Genomic DNA, 17345 nt, shown 5'->3' with positions numbered 1-17345 from the left:
GGCTGATATCCGGCGCCGCGCCGGTGCGCCAGCCGACCAACCGTGAGGAACCGCCCGATGAGCGACCGCAATCCGCGTATCCAGAAGATCGCCACCAGCCCCGACTGGTACCACCCGTACCGGATCTCCCAGGCCATCACCGCGGGCGGCCTGATCTACGTCTCCGGCCAGGCCGGGTTCACCGAGGACGGCGGCACGGTCCCCGGCGGCTTCCTGAACCAGGGCCGCCAGGCCTTCCGCAACGTCGAACGGGTCCTGGCCGAGGCGGGCGCGAACCTCACCGACGTGATCAAGGTCGGGATCTTCGTCCGCGACCTGCCCGCCAACCTCCCCCACGTGATCACCCTGCGCACCGAGTTCCTCGCCGAGCCCTACCCCGCCGACACCCTCCTGGAGATCACCGCCCTGGCCCAGCCCGACTGGCTGATCGAGGTGGAGGTAATCGCCCTGGCCCCCAACTGACTCCGAAACCCTCAGTGCCCCATGCCGATCCCACCATCGACATTGATGACGGTGCCGGTGATGTACCCGGCGTCCGGGGAGAGCAGGAAGGCCGCGGCCGCGGCGATCTCCTCGGGCGTGCCGAATCGTCCCAGCGGAATGTGCGAGAGCGCGGTCTCGACCATCTTGGCGCTGACCGTCTCGGCCATATCGGTCTCGGTGAAACCCGGGGCGATCACGTTCGCGGTGATGCCGCGTGAGCCGAGTTCGCGGGCCAGCGACCGGGCGATGCCGACGACTCCCGCCTTGGCCGCGGTGTAGTTGACCTGGCCCGGCATGCCGGACAGCCCCGACGCGGAACCGATGATCACGATGCGCCCGGCGCGCTGCTTGAGCATGTTCCGGGTGGCGCGCTGCACGACCCGAAAGACGCCGGTGAGGTTGGTGTCGATCACCCGCCCGAACTGCGCGGTGCTCATCCGCATGACGAGCCCGTCCTCGGTGATGCCCGCGTTGGCGATGACCGCCTCGACCGGACCGTCCTCGGTCTCGACGAGCTTGAACGCCCGATCCACCGATTCGTCGTCGGTGACATCGCATTCGACCCCGCGCACACCGTCCGGCACCGCAGCGCCGCGATGGGTGCCCCACACCGTATGCCCTTCGGCGGAAAGACGACTGGCGATGGCGGCTCCGATGCCGCGATTGGCTCCGGTCACGAGGACACGCACGGGTACAACCTCCGGGATATCACTGGCTGAAACTGCCGCGCCCGAGCTGGATTCGGGGACGGCGGAGGAATCCGGCGATCACGTTCGCAATCCGGCTCGCCGGTACACCCCCTGTCCCACAGCATAAGTGAGGGTTGTGTCGTGGACGCCTACGGCACGGCGGGCTCGCAAACCAGGGCGCGTATCGGTCAGATCGGTTTCGGGGCGGGGGCTTGCGGGGTCATCGCGACGCGGAGGGTGTCGGGGTCCAGGGGAGCGCCGGGGAGGGGGTGGGCGGCCTCGGCGCGCAGGGCGTCGAGCAGGATCGCCACGTGGCGGCGCCAGGCGTCGGGGGCGAGGGGGCGGACGGTTTCGGTCGCGCGGACCACCGACCAGAGCATCAGGCCGACATCGGTGAGGTCCACGTCGGGACGGAGTTGGCCGCTGTCCCAGGCGCGTTGCAGGAGTCGCTGAAAGAGTTGGTGGCCTTCGGATTTCGCCTGTTCGATGGGACTGTCGGGGGGCAGGGAGCGGACGCAGATGTCGGTGAAGCCGCGGTCGGCGGCCTGCCATTGCGCCAGGGCCGTCAGGTGATTGACCAGGCCGGTCCAGGGGTCGGGGACCGCCAGCGACCGTTCGGCGTGGCGAACCGAATCCAGGACAAGATCGCGCAGGGCCGCGTCGATGAGCAGATCGCGGGTGGGGAAATGGTTGTAGAGGGTGCCGATGCTGACGCCGGCCGCCCGCGCGATCGCGGACAGCGAGGCGTCCAGGCCCTCGGCCGCGAAGTGGCGCCGGGCCGCGGCGAGCACCCGATCGCGATTGTCGCGGGCATCGCGCCGCCGCTGCCGGTCCGCCACCGCCCGCACCTCGCTCATACGGCAGATCCTAACAAGTTGAGCGCCCCCTCGATTTCTGCGCTAAGTTGAGGGCACACTCAAATTTGAGTGCTCCCTCAACTTAATTGCCGTTCGATTCCAAGGAGTCAGCAATGCCGCATCTGGCCCTGTTCGGCGCGGGTCCCGCGCTCGGACTCTCCACGGCGCAGCGCTTCGGCCGCGCCGGATACTCGGTCACCCTCATCGCCCGCAACACCGAGGTGCTCGGGCAGCTCGAGCGACAGCTCACCGCCGCGGGCGTCACCGTCGACCACCTGGTCGCCGACCTCACCGACACCGTCGCGGTCACCGCCGCACTCGACGAACTGCACGCCAGGCACGGACTGCCGGACGCGGTGGTCTACAGCCCCGGCGACGTCAGCCGCCTGCCCGTCAACGCGACCGCCCTGGACCTGGACACCCTGCGCAGCTGGCTGCCGCTGCACCTGCTCACCCCGGTCCACCTGCTGCACACGCTGCTGCCCGCCATGACCGAACGCGGATCGGGCGCGGCCCTGATCGCCCTGGGTTCCGGTGCGCGCCAACCACAATCGGCCCTGGCCAGCGTCAACGTGCCGCAGTCGGGACTGCTCACCTACCTGCACACGGTGAACGAGGAGGTCCGCCCGCACGGCGTGCGCGTCGGAGGCCTGCTGATCGGCCGCCTGATCGAGCGCAGCGCGGCCGCGAGCCTGGTCGAGTCCGGCCATTTCGACGAGGTGACCACCGAAGAGTTCCCGCGCGTGCACCCCGACGAGCTCGCCGAGGAGCTGTACCTGATGGCCACCACGGACACGGAGGTGGAACGAGCCGCCTGACCCGGCCCGACGTCATCCGGGAACGTCGCACGACGGACTCGAGGGACTTTGCGCGAGAGAGCCGCCCGGGGTGACCCGGGCGGCTCTCTCGATCTCTTGTGCTGCGAGCGGGCGCTGCGAAGCGTCACGCCGCCCGCGGCGGCTCCACTCTTCGTGCGGCGGAAGCCTTCTCGACCTCGGCGAACCCGGGCCGCCCGGTCCCGATGAACGACACCAGCCACGAGAACACCGCGGCGAACCGGTTGCGGAATCCGACCAGGTAGAACAGATGCACGGCCAGCCAGGTGAACCAGGCGATCGTGCCGGTGAACTTGATCTTGTCGTTCAGCTTGGTGACCGCGCTGAAACGGCTGATCACCGCCATGCTGCCCTTGTCCCAGTAGGTGAACTCGGTGGCCGTCTGCTTCTTGCCGCGAATGATGTCCGCGACGTGGCGGCCCTCCTGCATCGCGACCGGCGACTGCCCGGGGTATCCCTTGAGCGAGGTCATGTCGCCGATGGCGTAGATGTCGGCGTGCCCGCCCACGGTGCAGTCCGGATTGATCAATAGTCGCCCGGCGCGGTCGGTTTCGCAGCCGGTGGCCTCGGCCAGGATCTCGGCGAACCCGCCCGCCTGCACGCCGGCCGACCACACCACGGTCTCCGCGGCGATCCGGCGCTCGACCCCGTCCTTGCTCTTGACGGTGACCTTACCCTCGTCGATATCGGTCACGAAGGTGTCGGTCAGCACCTCGACACCACTCTTGGCCAGCGAGTTCTTCGCGTACTCCGAGAGCCCGCCGCCGAACGGCGGCAGCACCACACCCGCGCCCTCGACCAGGGTCACCGAGTCGTCGGTGTTGTAGTACCGCTTGGCGAGCTCCTTGAGCTGGCCCGCCACCTCGACGCCGGTCGCACCCGCGCCCACCACCACGAAGCTGAGCAGCCGGCGGCGGGTCTCGGGGTCGGCGTCCTTGGCCTCGGTGAACACCCGGTCGATCTGCGCGCGCAGCGCCTTGGCGTCGTCGATGGTCTTGAGCGAATAGGTCTTGTCGGCGAAATCGTCACGGCCGAAATAGGACTGGCTCGCACCGGTCGCGGCGATCAGCGATCCGTAGCGGATCTTGCGCGGGCCCTCGGGGGTCTCGTAGGTGAGGATCGCGTTCGGGGCGTCCAGCGCGACGACCCGGCCGAGCCGCGTCTCACCGTTGCGGTGGTGCCGAAGGATGTTCTTGATGGGCGGGGCGATCTCGTCGGAGGCCAGCACACCCGTCGCAACTTGGTAGAGGAGAGGCTGGAAGAGGTGCTCGGGCGTGCTCGAAATCAGAACGTAGGGCACTCCCGACTTATTGAGCTGCTTGGCGGCACTGAGCCCACCGAACCCCGAACCAACGATGACAACCTCTACGGACTCGACACCCGCATCCGCGATCTGCATGACAGCCTCCTTCTCTCATGACTAACCGTGATTCGAAGTGCGAATGTTCCAGGGGTCAGGGCGCATAATCAATATGACTCTTATCTAGATTGATCATGAATTGGAGAAGTGCCGTGGAGCTGCGACAGCTGGCCTACTTTGTCGCCGTTTGCGAAGAACTCAGCTTCAGCCGGGCGGCGACCCGGTGCTTCATTTCGCAATCGGCCATCAGCCACCAGATCGCACGGCTCGAACGCGACCTCGGGGTACCGCTGTTCGAACGCTCGACAAGATCGGTCGTACCCACCGACGCGACCACTCGGCTACTTCCTCTTGCGAAGCAAATGCTGAGCCTGGAATCCGCCATTCGTGCAGCTGTAAGGGCATCCGGACCGCGCATTCGCCTCGCGGCCAATATGAGCTTCGCAACAAGATCGCTCTCCGCCATCGCCGGAGCACGCGAAGCGCATCCCGGCGCGGAGATCGAATTCGTCATCAAACCGTTCCGCCAGCGCATCCAGGCGGTGGCCGACGGGGACTGCGATCTGGCGCTGATCCGGGGCAGCGTCGATCAGCCGGGACTGACCGTGGAGAAGCTCTGGGTGGAGGATCTGGTCATCGCCACCTCCACCGCGCACCCCCTGGCCGGCCGCCAGGATGTGGTCCTGACCGAACTCGGGGCCTACCCGCTGCTGCTGCCGCCGGAACTGGATCAGGTGCTGTTACACAATGTGGTGCGCGCGGCCTTCGCCGATCTGCCCACCGGCCCGGCCTACGGCCCGCCCATTCCGCCGGACCACACCGCCACGATGGAGCTCATCAATCGGCCCGACGCGTGGACCATCCTCTACGCGGACTCGCAGACCGAGGGCATCGCGACCCTGAAGCTCGCGGGCCACCCGTTGCGGGTGCCGGTTTCCGCGGTGGTGCGCAGCGATATTCGCCAATCGCCCATCCTGGCCACGCTGCTCGCGGCCCTGCACTGCGCCTAGTCCCCGGACTGATTAGCGGGTGCACCGATTCGTAGCGCGGGAGACCGCGTCCGACCTAGTCTGTGGTCGTGACCCAGGAGAACATGCGGGCCTCCGATGCCGACCGCGAACAGATCGTCACCCGGCTCCAGGCAGCGATGGACGAAGGCCGGCTCACCATCTACGAATACGACGCCCGGCTCAAGGACGTCTACGCCGCGAAGACCTACGGCGAACTGGCGCCGATCCTGTCCGACCTGCCCGCCCAACGGAATTCGCGGTCGCCGCAACTCGGCGGGGACGCCGTGCCGCAGTGGGTCGTCATCATGTGGATCCCGTGGGTCGTGGTGAGCCTGCTGGTCACCGGGATCTGGCTGGCGACCGGCGCCGGATATTTCTGGCCCGGCTGGGTGGCCGGACCGTGGGGCGCCGCCCTGTTGATTCCGACATTCATCGGCATCGTCACCAATCGCGGCGGCGGGGGCAAAGGTCCGCACAAGCGCTGAGCGACAGCGCTTCCCGTCAGCCCAGCAGCGCCGTCGCCACCGCCAGGTGCAGGCGCAGATCCTCCGGCTCCTCGTCCTGCTCCGCCCAGACGACCTCCTCCAGCGCGCGCATGAACGCCCACCCCCGTGCCCGATCCGCGTCGATCTCCAACGCGGCCGCGGTCCGATCCACCACCGCGCGTGCGTGTTCCGGGGTGGGCGCGCTCTGCACCTGAATCATGATCAGAAATCCGGCGTCGAACGCCGCCTCGCCCAGATAGGGCTTCGGGTCGATCATGAGCCACGGCTCCCGCTCGGCCGCAACGATATTGCCCAGATGGGTATCACGATTGACGATCAGCAGCGGGCCGTCGGGAACCGACAATTGTGCGCACCGGAACGCGGCGTGCGCCAGCAGTGCGGCCGGAATCAGCCGCGCGACCGCGGGTTCGGGATCGAGGAACAGTTCCCGCCATTCGGCCACCATGTCCGCCGCCGCCGGAATGGCCGGGTACTCCGGCGGAATCGCGGTGGCGGGGCGGCGCAAACGCCGATACAGGCGGCAGGCCAATTCGACCCTCTCGATATTCTCCGGCCTGCCCTCATTGCTCGGGAATCCGGGCTGAACCACCAATTCCGTTCCGGGCCGGGCCCATTCGAGCAGCATCGCGCCGGAGCCCGGATCGTATTCGTACAGTCGCACCGCGCCGTCGCCGGCGTAGGCCCACATTCCGGCGGGCTCGCCGATATTCTCCTCGTCCACCACCGGAACCTTCAGCACCGCGACCGAACCATCCGCGCGCCGGACCGGCGCCACATAGGAGTGCGTTCCGCCGCCGAAGGACTCGCCGGTGATCTCCAGCTCCCAGGCCGCGCACCGCTCGGCCACCACCCCGGGCAGCTCCGCCAGCCACCGCTTCCCGCGTTCGGAGAATACTTCGGCGATGTTCTCGGCGACCTCGGGCGGCAGGGTGATGGGCATGGCGCCAGCCTCTCAAATCCCGCCGCGCGCGGCCATCGGTTAATCGCCCGGCGCGTCCGAGGCGTACCCCGCGCCCGGTAGCCTCGCGGGGTGCAAGGGATGACAGAGGAACAATTCCGGGCCGTGCTGACCGGGCTGGCGGCGGATTTCGGCGCCTGGAGCCGGGCCGATGTGGCGACGGTGAGCAAGGCGGCGGGCTGGACGCTGACCGGCGACGGCATCGACATCCCCGGGATCGGGCGCCCGGCGTGGATTGCGGAGAACTCGATTCCCGGGCGCTCGGGCGCACCGGAGATGGAGGCGGTGGGCATTCGGATCACGCAGGCCGATCCGGAGGAATTCCACGAATACCTCGACACCGCGATCGACGTCTGGGGTGAGCCGTCCTGGTTCGGCGGCTGCCGCAACGTCTTCGTGCGCTGGCGGGACGCGGCGACCTTCCGGGAGCTGTCGCTGGACCGCAACGGCGCGCTGTCCGTGCGCGCGGGATCCACCCCGGCCTTCGAAGCCTGGTACGAGCGCGCCTGGGAACTCGAGGACGACCTGAACGAGGTGCCGTTCACCTGGATGGCCGATATGGACGGCCCCGGCATGGACGATTTCACCTACGGCGAGAAGGTGCTCTCGCAGTGGGACGACGTCACCGACACGCTGGCCGACACGCTGCTCGACGTGCACCTGGCCATGCGGGCGCTGGGGACCGAGGACGACGATTCGGTCGCGGGGCCGGACCGGCTGGTCATCACCCTGCAGGGCAATCCGGACGCGTACCGGGGCCCGGACGATCAGGACGACCCCGACGACGAGGACTGGACGACGGTCGATCCGGAACTGAAGGTGCAGATCGCGCTCTACCCGGACTCGGTCACCCTCGCGGTCAGCGAGCACCCGGAGTGGCGGGCCGAGCTCAAGGCCAAGGCCTTCAACCCGGGCCAGGACGGCGTGCAGGTGCGCCAACTGCCCGATGACCGGGCATCGCTGATCGAGGTCGCCGAACTCACCGTGCACTTCCTGCGCCGCTTCGGATTCGCCTCGCCCGAACACGTCGCCCACGATTCCTGGCGCTTCCCCAGCCCGTTCGACTTCTTCACCCTGACCAGCGTCGGATTCTTCGAAACCGAAGCGCCAGAAGAAGATTAGGACTCGGCGGGCGTACTCGTCTCGTGGACCGAACGCCACAGATGGGTGCGCCCGTCGGTCACCAGCACGGCGGTGGACACGCGCCGCGTGACGACGCCCGCCATGCGGTTCTCCGCAGTGAACCGCACGATCACGAGATTGCCGCTGCGCGCGATCTCCCGCACGTCGGAGACCGCGATCTCCAACCCCGGCTGCGTGTTTCGCGCCGACCACACCCCGGTCAGCAGCATCTCGCGGTCCACCGTCTGCCCGGTCGTGACCACCGAGGTGAACTGCTCGTCCAGCGCCGCCGCTACCCGGTCGAAAACCTTGGGCGCGCAGTCGGTTCCGAGAACTTCCGCCAGGTCGAAGTGCAGCGCGGCCACCACCGCGGTGAGCTCGTCGCGGTCCGGCGCCCCGCGCTCGGCCGATCCGCCGGCGTCGTCCGGCGCCTCCCTGGATCGTCGCCCCATGTACCGCTCCCCCGCTCGACCCAGCCGATTACCGATCCTCACACGAGAACCTCGCTGTTCGCATTGGGAGTCGGCACAATCCGCGCCACCGGCGCCGGTGCGAACGGCCGACGGCCCCCGGTCGTTTCGACCGGGGGCCGCCCACCGCAGCGAACTCGCGTGACCATGGTCCGCGATGCTACGGAACAGTGTGGAATCAGTTCGTGCCGGGGATACCGCAGCCGCTGATGACCGCGCACGCGGTGACGGCGGACGAACCGAGCAGGAACAGCACCGCGTAGGCGGTGCTCGCCGAGCCGGACAGCTCGGGCTGGTCCTGCGCGACCTGTGTCGTCGACGGTTCGGTCAAGGTCAGCGGCGCGGCCGTGGCCTGCCCGGCCCCGGCGATGAGGATGCCGGAGACACCTACGGCGGCAATGAGAGAACGCATGGCGGAACACCTTTCAAGTTCAAATACAGCAATTTCACTATGCTGTAGCATCACTCGCGCCTCGTGCCCCCAATTTTCGGGGCGCCGAAACCACTGTCCCCGAGTCGTTTCCGGCACGATCCGCGCCCATCGCCCGGCTACCGCCCGCGGTGCTCGGCGGTCGATACCGCCACAGGTGGGTGAATTGTCCACCGGCAGCCGACGATTCGGGACCGGAGGTCGCGCGGGGCACCGCTGCCGGGGCGGCGAGGACGCGGATCGCCACCCGTCCGGAGCGGACACCGGGTGCCGCGGCATCGCGCTGGCGGCACCTCCCCATCGACGACGATGACCCCCGGCCGTTTCCGGCCGGGGGTCATCGAATCAGCTTGCGCCCGTCAGGGCGTCAGCGTCAGCCCTTGTGGGACTTCACAGCCTCGGTGAGCTGCGGGGCGACGTTGAACAGGTCGCCGACGATGCCGTAGTCGCTGATCTCGAAGATCGGAGCTTCCTCGTCCTTGTTGACAGCGACGATGGTCTTCGAGGTCTGCATGCCCGCGCGGTGCTGGATCGCGCCGGAGATGCCCAGGGCGATGTACAGCTGCGGGGAGACCGTCTTACCGGTCTGACCGACCTGGAACTGACCCGGGTAGTAGCCGGAGTCGACCGCGGCGCGGGAAGCGCCGACGGCGGCACCGAGGGAGTCGGCCAGCGGCTCGACGACCTTGCCGAAGTTGTCGGCCGAGCCGACGCCACGACCACCGGAGACCACGATCGCGGCCTCGGTCAGCTCGGGACGATCGCCACCGGCGACCGGCTCCCGCGAGACGACCTTGGTGACGCCCTCTTCCTGGGCGGGGATCTCGACGGCGACCTTCTCGCCGGCGCCGGCCTGCGGGGCGGCCTCGACGGCGCCCGGGCGGATCGAGATGACCGGGACGTCACCGGTGGCCTTGGCGGTCACGGTGAACGCGCCACCGAAGATCGAGTGCACGGCGGTGCCGTCGGCGTCGACCGAGATGACGTCCACGAGCAGGCCGGAGCCGATGCGCGCGGCCAGACGGCCCGAGATCTCCTTGCCGTCCGCGGTGGCGGCGACCAGGATCGCGGCCGGAGCGGCCGACTCGGACAGACCGGCGAGCACGTCGACCTTCGGGGTCACCAGGAAGCCTTCGGCGTCCTCGGACTCGGCGACGTAGATCTTCTCGGCGCCCGCGGCGGTCAGGGCGTCGGCCAGCTTGTCAGCGGTGCCGGGGGCGGCGACCACGACGGCGGCCGGGGTGCCCAGGGCACGCGCGGCGGTGATGAGCTCGGAGGTGACCTTCTTGGGCGCACCCTCGGCGTGCTCCACGAGCACGAGTACTTCTGCCATTGTTCTTTCTCCTGAAGTTGGTTCGGCTCGAGGGGCTTTAGATGATCTTCTGACCAACGAGGTAGGTGGCGATCTGCTGGCCGCCCTCACCCTCGTCGACGATCTTCTCGCCCGCCGTGCGCGCCGGCTTCGGGGTCACACCGGTCACCTGGGTGCCGGCGTTCGCAACGCCCACGGTCTCCGGGTCGACGCCCAGATCGGCCAGGGTGAAGGTCTGAACTTCCTTCTTCTTCGCGGCCATGATGCCCTTGAAGGAGGGGAAGCGGGGCTCGTTGATCTTCTCGGTGACCGAGACGATGGCCGGGAGGCTGGCCTCGAGCTTGAACACGCCCTCGTCGGTCTCGCGCTCGCCGGAGATGCGGTCGCCGTCGACGGTGAGCTTGCGCAGGTGGGTCAGCTGCGGCAGGCCGAGGTACTCGGCGATGATCGCGGGGACGGCACCGGCGCGACCGTCGGTCGCCTCGTTGCCGGCGATGACCAGCTCGACGCCCTCGATCTGGCCGAGAGCGGCGGCCAGGACGTAGGAGGTCTGCACGGCGTCCGAGCCGTGGATGGCGTCATCCTGGATGTGGATGGCCTTGTCGGCGCCCATGGACAGCGCCTTGCGGATGGCATCGGTGGCACGGGCCGGGCCCATGGCCAGCACGGTGACCTCGCCGCCCTGGGCCTCCTTGATCAGCAGCGCCTCTTCGACGGCGCGCTCGTTGATCTCATCGAGGATGGCGTCGGCGGCTTCGCGATCGAGGGTGTAGTCACCATCGGTCAGCTTGCGCTCGGACCAGGTGTCAGGAACCTGCTTGATCAGTACGACGATGTTTGGCATGGGTCTTCGTCGACCTCCTGTTCTGGGTGGCACGGGTGTGGCGGTCGCACGATCGGGTTGTCCGTACGTCCACAGGTAGCTCGGCCAGGAGATTACCCTACGTTAAGTTACTCGCGGGTAACTTAGGCTGTGATGTTTCTCCACCATCGGATCCGGGTGCCGCTGTGATATGGACAACCGCTAACGTCGGACCCATGAGCGAGGCCGTGATACCCACCGAAAACCACACCGATCCCCTGCCTTTGACCGGTGAGCGGACGGTGCCCGGCATCGCCGAGGAAAACTACTGGTTCCGCCGCCACGAGATCGCCTACGTGCGTTTGCTGGAGCGTTGCGAAGGCAAGATCGTGCTCGAAGCGGGTTCGGGAGAAGGCTACGGCGCCAACATGATCGCCGGAGTTGCCGAGCGTGTGATCGGCCTCGACTACGACGACAGCGCCGTCGCGCATGTGCGTGCCAAGTACCCCGCGGTCGAGATGATCCAGGGCAATCTGGCCGACCTGCCGCTCGACGACGCGTCCGTGGACATCGTGGTGAATTTCCAAGTCATCGAACACCTTTGGGATCAGTCACAATTCATCCGCGAATGCCTGCGGGTGCTCAAGCCCGGCGGCAAGCTGCTGATCAGCACGCCCAACCGGATCACCTTCTCCCCCGGCCGCGACACCCCGCTCAACCCCTTCCACACCCGCGAGCTCAACGCCGCCGAACTGACCGAACTCTGCGTCGAGGCCGGTTTCCGGCTCGAGCTGATGGCGGGCGTGTTCCACGGCGCGCCGCTGGTCGCGCTGGACGAGAAGTGGGGCGGGTCGATCATCGACGCGCAGATCGAGCGCGCCCTGGCCGGTGAGCCGTGGCCCGCCGACCTGACCGCGGACGTCGCCGCCGTGCGCACCGACGACTTCGACCTGCTCGCCGACACCGAGAGCGACATCGATGCCAGCCTCGACCTGGTCGCCATCGCGGTGAAGCCGTGACCTCGTCCTCGAACTCCGTGCCGGGCCAGTTCACCCTGGTCCTGCACTCCCACCTCCCGTGGCTGGCCCATCACGGGCGCTGGCCGGTCGGCGAGGAATGGCTCTACCAGTCCTGGGCGGCCTCCTACCTGCCCGTCGCCGAGGTGCTCGGAAAGCTTGCGGCCGAGGGCCGTTCGCATCTGCTGAGCCTGGGCATCACGCCCGTGCTGGCGGCGCAGCTGGACGATCCGCATTCGCTCGCGGGCATGCACCACTGGCTGGGCAACTGGCGGTTGCGCGCGGACGAGGCGTCGATGTCCGGCAACACCGCGCTGGGCGGACACGAGCACCGGCTGGCCAACGCCGCGCTGGCCGATTTCGAAACCAACTGGCGGCACGGCGCGTCGCCGGTGTGGCGCGGGCTCATCGACGCCGAGGCCATCGAGTTGCTGGGCGGACCGCTGGCGCATCCGTTCCAGCCGCTGCTCGACCCGCGACTGCGGGCCTATCAGCTCAGCGAGGGACTCGCCGACGCCCGCCAGCGCTGGGGTCACACCCCCGCCGGCATCTGGGCGCCCGAGTGCGGGTTCACCCCGGGCATGGAACGCGGATACGACGCCGCGGGTGTGACGCACTTCATGGTGGACGGGCCCGCGCTGCGCGGCGACACCACCCTGGGCCGCCCGGTGTGGGATTCGGACGTCGTGGCCTTCGGGCGCGATCTGCACGTCAGCTATCGCGTGTGGTCGCCGAAATCCGGCTATCCGGGCCACGCCGCCTACCGTGATTTCCATCACTACGATCACGCCACGGGTCTCAAACCGTCGCGGGTCACCGGCAAGACGGTCGCGGGTGCGGACAAGGCTCCCTACGATCCCGAACTCGCCGCGGCGGCCGTTCGCGAACACGTCGCGGACTTCGTGGAAACGGTGCGTGAACGATTGATCTCCGAGTCCGAGCGCATCGGCCGCCCGGCGCTCGTGGTGGCCGCCTTCGACACCGAACTCTTCGGCCATTGGTGGCACGAGGGACCGCGGTGGCTCGAGCAGGTCCTGCGCGCGCTGCCCGGGGCAGGCATCGAGGTCGGGACCCTGGCCGACGCCCGAGCCAAGGGTTATGTCGGGGAATCGGTGCAGCTCAGCGACTCCTCGTGGGGCTCGGGCAAGGACTGGCGCGTGTGGGCCGGGGACCAGGTTCAGGATCTGGTCGACCTCAACGCGGAGGTGGTGCAGCTGGCGCTGGACACCCTCGACAAGATGCGGGTGGAAACCGGCGCGAACGCCTCGGAAACCGGCGAAACGGGTTTGCAGGGCCTCCGGAATCCGGTCGCCGACCAACTCCTGCGGGAGGCGATCCTGGCGGTCTCCAGTGACTGGGCGTTCATGGTGTCCAAGGACTCCGCGGCGGGGTACGCGCGTGACCGTGCCCACGAGCACGCCCACGCGGTGCGCGAGATCGCGGCCGCAGTTTCCGGCGGGCAACTCGCCAAAGCGGAGCAGTTGGCGGCAGGATGGTATGCGGCCGACGGATTCTTCCCAGCGCTGGATGCGCGCCGGCTCGGCCCCTCCTCAGAAGGACCCCAATGAAGATATTGATGGTGTCGTGGGAGTACCCACCCGTCGTTGTCGGCGGGCTGGGCCGTCACGTCCATCACCTGGCCACCGAGCTGGCCGCCGCCGGGCACGAGGTCGTCGTCCTCGCCCGACGTCCCATGGGCACCGATGCCTCCACCCATCCCACCCACACGTTCATCGAGGACGGCGTGCTGGTGGTCGCGGTGGCCGAGGATCCGCCCTGCTTCGATTTCGGCGACGACATGCTGGCCTGGACCCTGGCCATGGGACACGCCATGGTGCGGGCCGGGATCGCGCTGAACAAGCCCGGCATCGGCGAGGGCTGGACCCCCGATGTGGTGCACGCGCACGACTGGCTCGTCGCGCACCCGGGTATCACGCTGGCCGAACACTATGACGTGCCACTGGTTTCCACGATTCACGCGACCGAGGCGGGCCGGCACAGCGGCTGGGTCTCGGGGCGGGTGAACAAGCAGGTGCACTCGGTGGAGTGGTGGCTCGCGCACGACTCCGACGCGCTCATCACCTGTTCGGAATCGATGAAGGACGAGGTCGAGCGGCTGTACCGGCCCGAGCGCTCGCCGATCACGGTGATCCGCAACGGCATCGACGTGAGCTCGTGGACCTTCCGCGAACGCGCGCCGCGTTCGGGACCGCCGCGGCTGCTCTATGTCGGGCGGCTCGAGTACGAGAAGGGCGTGCAGGACGCGATCGCGGCACTGCCGCGCATTCGCAAGCAGTACCCGGGCACCACCCTGACCATCGCGGGCATCGGCACCCAGTTCGATTGGCTGCGCGAGCGCGCCCGGGCCGCACGGGTGGCGCGCGCGGTGAACTTCGTCGGCCGCCTGGACCACACGGATCTGCTGGGCTGGCTGCACGGGGCCGACGCCATCGTGCTGCCCAGCCGCTACGAACCCTTCGGCATCGTGGCGCTCGAGGCCGCGGCCGCGGGCACCCCGCTGGTCACCTCCACCGCGGGCGGGCTCGGCGATCTGGTCACCGACGGCGTCACCGGCGCGTCCTTCGAACCGGCCGATGTGAACGGCATCGTCGAGGCCGTGTGCACGGTGCTGGACGATCCGGCCGCCGCGCAGGATCGGGCCTGGGCGGCGCGGGAACGTCTCACCGCCGATTTCGCCTGGGACGTGGTCGCGCAGGAGACCGCCCTGGTCTACCAGTCCGCCAAGCGCGGTGTCCGGAACCCGCTGGGCCGGCCCGAGATCTCCGAACGTCCGCTGCCGGAACGGGATCCGAACCAGCCGTACTGAACGAACGGAACCGGCGACGGTTCCGCGGGACACCCTTCTGCCATGAACTAGAACGTGTTCTAATTCATGGCATGGGTGGACAGGTCGACGGCTTCGTGGATCCGAGATTCCGGGCGGTCCGCGACATCTTCGAGGAGAGTTTCGCGGACGGGCAGAACCTGGGCGCGGGACTGACGGTCTACGCGAACACGCGATTGGTCGTGGATCTCTGGGGCGGAGTGGCCGATTCGCGCACCGGGCGGCGCTGGGAGCGGGGCACGCCGTGCCCGACGTTCTCGTGCACGAAGGCCGTGACGGCCACCGCGGCGTTGCAGGTCGCCGCGAAGCACCGCGTGGATCTGTACGCGCCCGTCACCCGGTGGTGGCCCGAATACGGCTGCGCCGGAAAGGAAGCCACCACGACGGCCGACCTGCTCGCCCATCGCGCGGGCCTGCCCGCGTTCGATCGGCCGATCTCCGCGGCCGAGGCCGCCGATCCCGCGCACATGGCGGGACTGCTGGCCGCGCAGACCCCGGTCTGGGAGCCCGGCACCCGGCACGGTTACCACGCACAGACATTCGGCTGGCTCGCCGGGGAACTGGTACGGCGGCACACGGATTCGACGGTCGGCGAATACGCGCTGCGGTATCTGAAAGCCGGCCTGTACATCGGGGCGGACGAGGCCGTGCGCGCGGAGACGGCCCGCACCGAGTTCCCGCACGCCGACCAAATGGCCTGGGACGACATCGATCCCATCCCCCGGGAGACCGCGGACCGGATGGCCGCCGCCTTCCGCGATCGCGATTCCCTCACCCTGCGCGCCACCGCGAACCCCCTCGGCCGCTACAACGATCCCGAGGTCCTGGCGGGCGGCTGGCCCGCCACCGGCCTGGTCACCACCTCCGACACCCTGGCCAGGTTCTACCGAACCCTGATGCAGGGCAGATATCTGCACCCCCGGTACCGGATGGAGGCGACCGCCGAACAGGTGCGCGGCCCCGACGAGGTCTTGCTCTCCGAGAGCGCTTTCGCCCTCGGCTACATGCTCCCCTGCGAGAACTTCATCGTCCCGCCCGCGGTCCCCGCCGGCGTGTTCGGCCACCCCGGCGCCGGCGGCGCACTGGCCTTCGCCGACCCGAACTCCCTCCTGTCCTTCGCCTTCATCCCGAACCTGCGCCGCGACTGGATGGCCGGCGACCGCCGCGCCTACAACCTGGTCGAGGCCGTCTACGCCGCGCTGTGACCGGCGTGGCCGGCCCGGTGCGACGGGGCGCGGCGTATTCGGTTCGGCGGGGTCAGGATTCGAGTTTCTTCAGGGTGCGTTCCACAGTCAGGTAGGTGCGGGTCGTGATGTCCTTGCCGTAGGTCTTCTCCAGCCAGGCCATGAAGGTGGTGGTGCGGGGGTCGCTGTTGTCGACGATTGTGAGGATCGCGGCGGCGGGCCTGTCGTAGCGGACTATCGAGACCGCCTCGGCGAGGGTGTCCGAGGGTTTCGCGGGCGGGCCCGCCTCGGGGTCCTTCACGAAGGTGACGGTCAGGTAGGTCTCGCGGCAGTGGGTCAGGCCGGGGAAGGGGTTGGTGTCCACCAGCTCGCGGAGTTGTTCGCGGCTGCGGATCAGGGTGCCGCCGCCGATCCCGAGCTCGGCTTGCAGGGCGTGCTGGATCCGGTCCTCCAGGGCGGGGACATCGGTCTCGGGGCTGTCGAAATACACGTTGCCGCTGGTCAGCAGGGAGCCCACCCGCTCGAAACCCAGGCCCTCGAACACGCCGCGCAGCTTCTCGTTCTTCATGTTCGGGTTGGTGGGCATGATCCCGCGCAGGAAAGCGGCGTAGCGATTCATGCCCCGAACCTATCGGGTGGGAACGACAATGGCCGGACCCGAGAGCCCGGCCATTCGTGGTTTGCGCGATTCAGGAAGCGCTGACGCCGTTCTTCTTTCGCTCGATGTCCTCGAGGGCCGCCATGTGCGCGGCGCGCGCCTCGGCGGCCGCGTCCCAGGCGTCCTTGCGGTTCTTGACCACCCGGGCGGGCGCGCCCACGGCAATGCCGAAGTCCGGGATATCGCCCTTGACCACCGCGTGCGCACCGAGCACACAGCCGCGGCCCACGCGAGTGCTGCGCAGCACCGTCACCTTGGCGGCGATCCAGGTGTCGGGGCCGATGCGCACCGGGGACTTCACGATGCCCTGATCCTTGATCGGCATGTTGATGTCGTCGACCACGTGGTCGAAGTCGCAGATGTAGCACCAGTCCGCGACGAGGGTCGATTCACCGATCTCGATGTCGAGGTAGGTGTTCACGACGTTGTCCTTGCCGAACACGACCTTGTCGCCGATGCGGAGCGAACCCTCGTGGCAGCGAATGGCGTTGCCGTCGCCGATGTGCACCCACTTGCCGATTTCCAGGCGGGCCAGTTCGGGGGTCGCGTGCACCTCGATGTTGCGGCCGAGGAAGACCATGCCGCGCAGGATGATGTGCGGGTTGGCGGCCTTGAACTTGAAGAGCCGGTAGTAACGCACCAGGTACCAGGGGGTGTAGGCGCGGTTGGCGAGCATCCATTTGAAGGAGGCGACCGTCAGGAAGCGGGCCTGCTCGGGGTCGCGGCGCCGCGACCCGGCCCAACGCGTGCGCAGCGGTGCGCCCCACATGCTCGTCACGAACTTGCTCCCTGTGATTGTGGCCGGGT

General features: G+C 68.5%; 19 protein-coding genes. 9 read left to right on the top strand and 10 right to left on the bottom strand.

Going from position 1 to position 17345, the window contains the following annotated elements:
• The first annotated feature begins 57 nt into the window (after positions 1 to 57).
• Positions 58 to 462, top strand: a complete 405-nt coding sequence (locus tag ABZ319_RS05580; RefSeq protein ID WP_354985117.1) for a RidA family protein — start codon at positions 58 to 60, stop codon at positions 460 to 462.
• Between the two features lie 11 nt (positions 463 to 473).
• On the opposite strand, the gene fabG is transcribed toward ABZ319_RS05580, so the two are convergent.
• Together fabG and ABZ319_RS05570 are read right to left on the bottom strand one after the other, a co-directional pair.
• Positions 474 to 1172, bottom strand: a complete 699-nt coding sequence (gene fabG / locus ABZ319_RS05575) for a 3-oxoacyl-ACP reductase FabG (protein ID WP_354985116.1) — start codon at positions 1170 to 1172, stop codon at positions 474 to 476.
• Positions 1173 to 1360: 188 nt separating this feature from the next.
• A complete protein-coding gene (locus tag ABZ319_RS05570; RefSeq protein WP_354985115.1) occupies positions 1361 to 2029 on the bottom strand; it encodes a helix-turn-helix domain-containing protein in 669 nt (222 codons plus the stop codon).
• A gap of 113 nt (positions 2030 to 2142) precedes the next feature.
• Here ABZ319_RS05570 and ABZ319_RS05565 point away from each other — a divergent pair, with 113 nt between their 5' ends.
• Positions 2143 to 2847 carry an SDR family NAD(P)-dependent oxidoreductase gene (locus ABZ319_RS05565; RefSeq protein ID WP_354985114.1) on the top strand — a complete coding sequence of 235 codons (705 nt, stop codon included), beginning with the start codon at positions 2143 to 2145 and terminating at the stop codon, positions 2845 to 2847.
• A gap of 124 nt (positions 2848 to 2971) precedes the next feature.
• Here ABZ319_RS05565 and ABZ319_RS05560 read toward each other — a convergent pair whose 3' ends face one another.
• Positions 2972 to 4264 (bottom strand): NAD(P)/FAD-dependent oxidoreductase, encoded by a 1293-nt coding sequence (locus tag ABZ319_RS05560; RefSeq protein WP_354985113.1) that lies wholly within the window; start codon positions 4262 to 4264, stop codon positions 2972 to 2974.
• 113 nt (positions 4265 to 4377) lie between these two features.
• Here ABZ319_RS05560 and ABZ319_RS05555 point away from each other — a divergent pair, with 113 nt between their 5' ends.
• Together ABZ319_RS05555 and ABZ319_RS05550 are read left to right on the top strand one after the other, a co-directional pair.
• Entirely contained in the window at positions 4378 to 5235 is an 858-nt protein-coding gene (locus ABZ319_RS05555) for a LysR family transcriptional regulator (protein ID WP_354985172.1), read from the top strand.
• Positions 5236 to 5303: 68 nt separating this feature from the next.
• Positions 5304 to 5720: a DUF1707 domain-containing protein gene (locus tag ABZ319_RS05550; RefSeq protein ID WP_354985112.1), complete on the top strand. Its 417-nt coding sequence runs from the start codon at positions 5304 to 5306 to the stop codon at positions 5718 to 5720.
• Between the two features lie 16 nt (positions 5721 to 5736).
• On the opposite strand, the gene ABZ319_RS05545 is transcribed toward ABZ319_RS05550, so the two are convergent.
• Positions 5737 to 6681, bottom strand: a complete 945-nt coding sequence (locus tag ABZ319_RS05545; RefSeq protein WP_354985111.1) for an aminoglycoside phosphotransferase family protein — start codon at positions 6679 to 6681, stop codon at positions 5737 to 5739.
• Positions 6682 to 6780: 99 nt separating this feature from the next.
• On the opposite strand from ABZ319_RS05545, the gene ABZ319_RS05540 reads away from it, so the two are divergent.
• Positions 6781 to 7821 (top strand): hypothetical protein, encoded by a 1041-nt coding sequence (locus ABZ319_RS05540; protein WP_354985110.1) that lies wholly within the window; start codon positions 6781 to 6783, stop codon positions 7819 to 7821.
• Here the strand turns inward: ABZ319_RS05540 and ABZ319_RS05535 are convergent.
• The 4 genes from ABZ319_RS05535 to ABZ319_RS05520 all read right to left on the bottom strand — a co-directional run bounded on the left by ABZ319_RS05535 (position 7818) and on the right by ABZ319_RS05520 (position 10877).
• Positions 7818 to 8273, bottom strand: coding sequence for a hypothetical protein (locus tag ABZ319_RS05535; protein WP_354985109.1), 456 nt, complete (start codon positions 8271 to 8273; stop codon positions 7818 to 7820). The two genes, ABZ319_RS05540 and ABZ319_RS05535, sit on opposite strands and share 4 nt — an antisense overlap.
• Positions 8274 to 8469: 196 nt before the next feature.
• Positions 8470 to 8703 (bottom strand): hypothetical protein, encoded by a 234-nt coding sequence (locus ABZ319_RS05530; RefSeq protein WP_354985108.1) that lies wholly within the window; start codon positions 8701 to 8703, stop codon positions 8470 to 8472.
• A 391-nt stretch (positions 8704 to 9094) separates the two neighbouring features.
• Positions 9095 to 10054, bottom strand: a complete 960-nt coding sequence (locus tag ABZ319_RS05525) for an electron transfer flavoprotein subunit alpha/FixB family protein (RefSeq protein ID WP_354985107.1) — start codon at positions 10052 to 10054, stop codon at positions 9095 to 9097.
• 37 nt (positions 10055 to 10091) lie between these two features.
• Positions 10092 to 10877 carry an electron transfer flavoprotein subunit beta/FixA family protein gene (locus ABZ319_RS05520; RefSeq protein WP_354985106.1) on the bottom strand — a complete coding sequence of 262 codons (786 nt, stop codon included), beginning with the start codon at positions 10875 to 10877 and terminating at the stop codon, positions 10092 to 10094.
• Positions 10878 to 11071: 194 nt separating this feature from the next.
• On the opposite strand from ABZ319_RS05520, the gene ABZ319_RS05515 reads away from it, so the two are divergent.
• The 4 genes from ABZ319_RS05515 to ABZ319_RS05500 all read left to right on the top strand — a co-directional run bounded on the left by ABZ319_RS05515 (position 11072) and on the right by ABZ319_RS05500 (position 15901).
• Positions 11072 to 11854, top strand: coding sequence for a class I SAM-dependent methyltransferase (locus tag ABZ319_RS05515; protein WP_354985105.1), 783 nt, complete (start codon positions 11072 to 11074; stop codon positions 11852 to 11854).
• On the top strand, positions 11851 to 13419 hold the full coding sequence (locus ABZ319_RS05510; RefSeq protein WP_354985104.1) for a glycoside hydrolase family 57 protein: 1569 nt from the start codon (positions 11851 to 11853) through the stop codon (positions 13417 to 13419). Before ABZ319_RS05515 ends, ABZ319_RS05510 begins: the two co-directional genes overlap by 4 nt.
• Positions 13416 to 14678, top strand: coding sequence for a glycosyltransferase family 4 protein (locus ABZ319_RS05505; protein WP_354985103.1), 1263 nt, complete (start codon positions 13416 to 13418; stop codon positions 14676 to 14678). The genes ABZ319_RS05510 and ABZ319_RS05505 overlap by 4 nt, the downstream gene beginning before the upstream one ends.
• A gap of 71 nt (positions 14679 to 14749) precedes the next feature.
• Entirely contained in the window at positions 14750 to 15901 is a 1152-nt protein-coding gene (locus tag ABZ319_RS05500) for a serine hydrolase domain-containing protein (RefSeq protein ID WP_354985102.1), read from the top strand.
• A gap of 52 nt (positions 15902 to 15953) precedes the next feature.
• Here ABZ319_RS05500 and ABZ319_RS05495 read toward each other — a convergent pair whose 3' ends face one another.
• Both ABZ319_RS05495 and ABZ319_RS05490 read right to left on the bottom strand, forming a co-directional pair.
• Entirely contained in the window at positions 15954 to 16499 is a 546-nt protein-coding gene (locus tag ABZ319_RS05495) for a DUF1697 domain-containing protein (protein ID WP_354985101.1), read from the bottom strand.
• A 70-nt stretch (positions 16500 to 16569) separates the two neighbouring features.
• The gene (locus ABZ319_RS05490; RefSeq protein WP_354985100.1) at positions 16570 to 17316 is read right to left on the bottom strand and encodes an acyltransferase; all 747 of its coding nucleotides are present in this window, start codon (positions 17314 to 17316) and stop codon (positions 16570 to 16572) included.
• Positions 17317 to 17345: the final 29 nt, after the last annotated feature.

Origin of the sequence: Nocardia sp. NPDC005978, from assembly GCF_040614455.1 — a bacterium.
In the GTDB taxonomy this organism is placed as follows: Bacteria; Actinomycetota; Actinomycetes; order Mycobacteriales; family Mycobacteriaceae; genus Nocardia.
This window is presented reverse-complemented; position numbering and strand designations above follow the sequence as displayed.

What these genes read in the sequence shown, in the direction of transcription:
- ABZ319_RS05535 (WP_354985109.1), bottom strand. Translation starts at nt 8,273, where the DNA reads ATGGGGCGACGATCCAGGGAGGCGCCGGACGACGCCGGCGGATCGGCC.
- ABZ319_RS05570 (WP_354985115.1), bottom strand. Translation starts at nt 2,029, where the DNA reads ATGAGCGAGGTGCGGGCGGTGGCGGACCGGCAGCGGCGGCGCGATGCC.
- ABZ319_RS05560 (WP_354985113.1), bottom strand. Translation starts at nt 4,264, where the DNA reads ATGCAGATCGCGGATGCGGGTGTCGAGTCCGTAGAGGTTGTCATCGTT.
- ABZ319_RS05565 (WP_354985114.1), top strand. Translation starts at nt 2,143, where the DNA reads ATGCCGCATCTGGCCCTGTTCGGCGCGGGTCCCGCGCTCGGACTCTCC.
- ABZ319_RS05515 (WP_354985105.1), top strand. Translation starts at nt 11,072, where the DNA reads ATGAGCGAGGCCGTGATACCCACCGAAAACCACACCGATCCCCTGCCT.
- ABZ319_RS05530 (WP_354985108.1), bottom strand. Translation starts at nt 8,703, where the DNA reads ATGCGTTCTCTCATTGCCGCCGTAGGTGTCTCCGGCATCCTCATCGCC.
- ABZ319_RS05580 (WP_354985117.1), top strand. Translation starts at nt 58, where the DNA reads ATGAGCGACCGCAATCCGCGTATCCAGAAGATCGCCACCAGCCCCGAC.
- ABZ319_RS05495 (WP_354985101.1), bottom strand. Translation starts at nt 16,499, where the DNA reads ATGAATCGCTACGCCGCTTTCCTGCGCGGGATCATGCCCACCAACCCG.
- ABZ319_RS05505 (WP_354985103.1), top strand. Translation starts at nt 13,416, where the DNA reads ATGAAGATATTGATGGTGTCGTGGGAGTACCCACCCGTCGTTGTCGGC.
- ABZ319_RS05540 (WP_354985110.1), top strand. Translation starts at nt 6,781, where the DNA reads ATGACAGAGGAACAATTCCGGGCCGTGCTGACCGGGCTGGCGGCGGAT.
- ABZ319_RS05545 (WP_354985111.1), bottom strand. Translation starts at nt 6,681, where the DNA reads ATGCCCATCACCCTGCCGCCCGAGGTCGCCGAGAACATCGCCGAAGTA.
- ABZ319_RS05525 (WP_354985107.1), bottom strand. Translation starts at nt 10,054, where the DNA reads ATGGCAGAAGTACTCGTGCTCGTGGAGCACGCCGAGGGTGCGCCCAAG.
- ABZ319_RS05520 (WP_354985106.1), bottom strand. Translation starts at nt 10,877, where the DNA reads ATGCCAAACATCGTCGTACTGATCAAGCAGGTTCCTGACACCTGGTCC.
- ABZ319_RS05500 (WP_354985102.1), top strand. Translation starts at nt 14,750, where the DNA reads ATGGGTGGACAGGTCGACGGCTTCGTGGATCCGAGATTCCGGGCGGTC.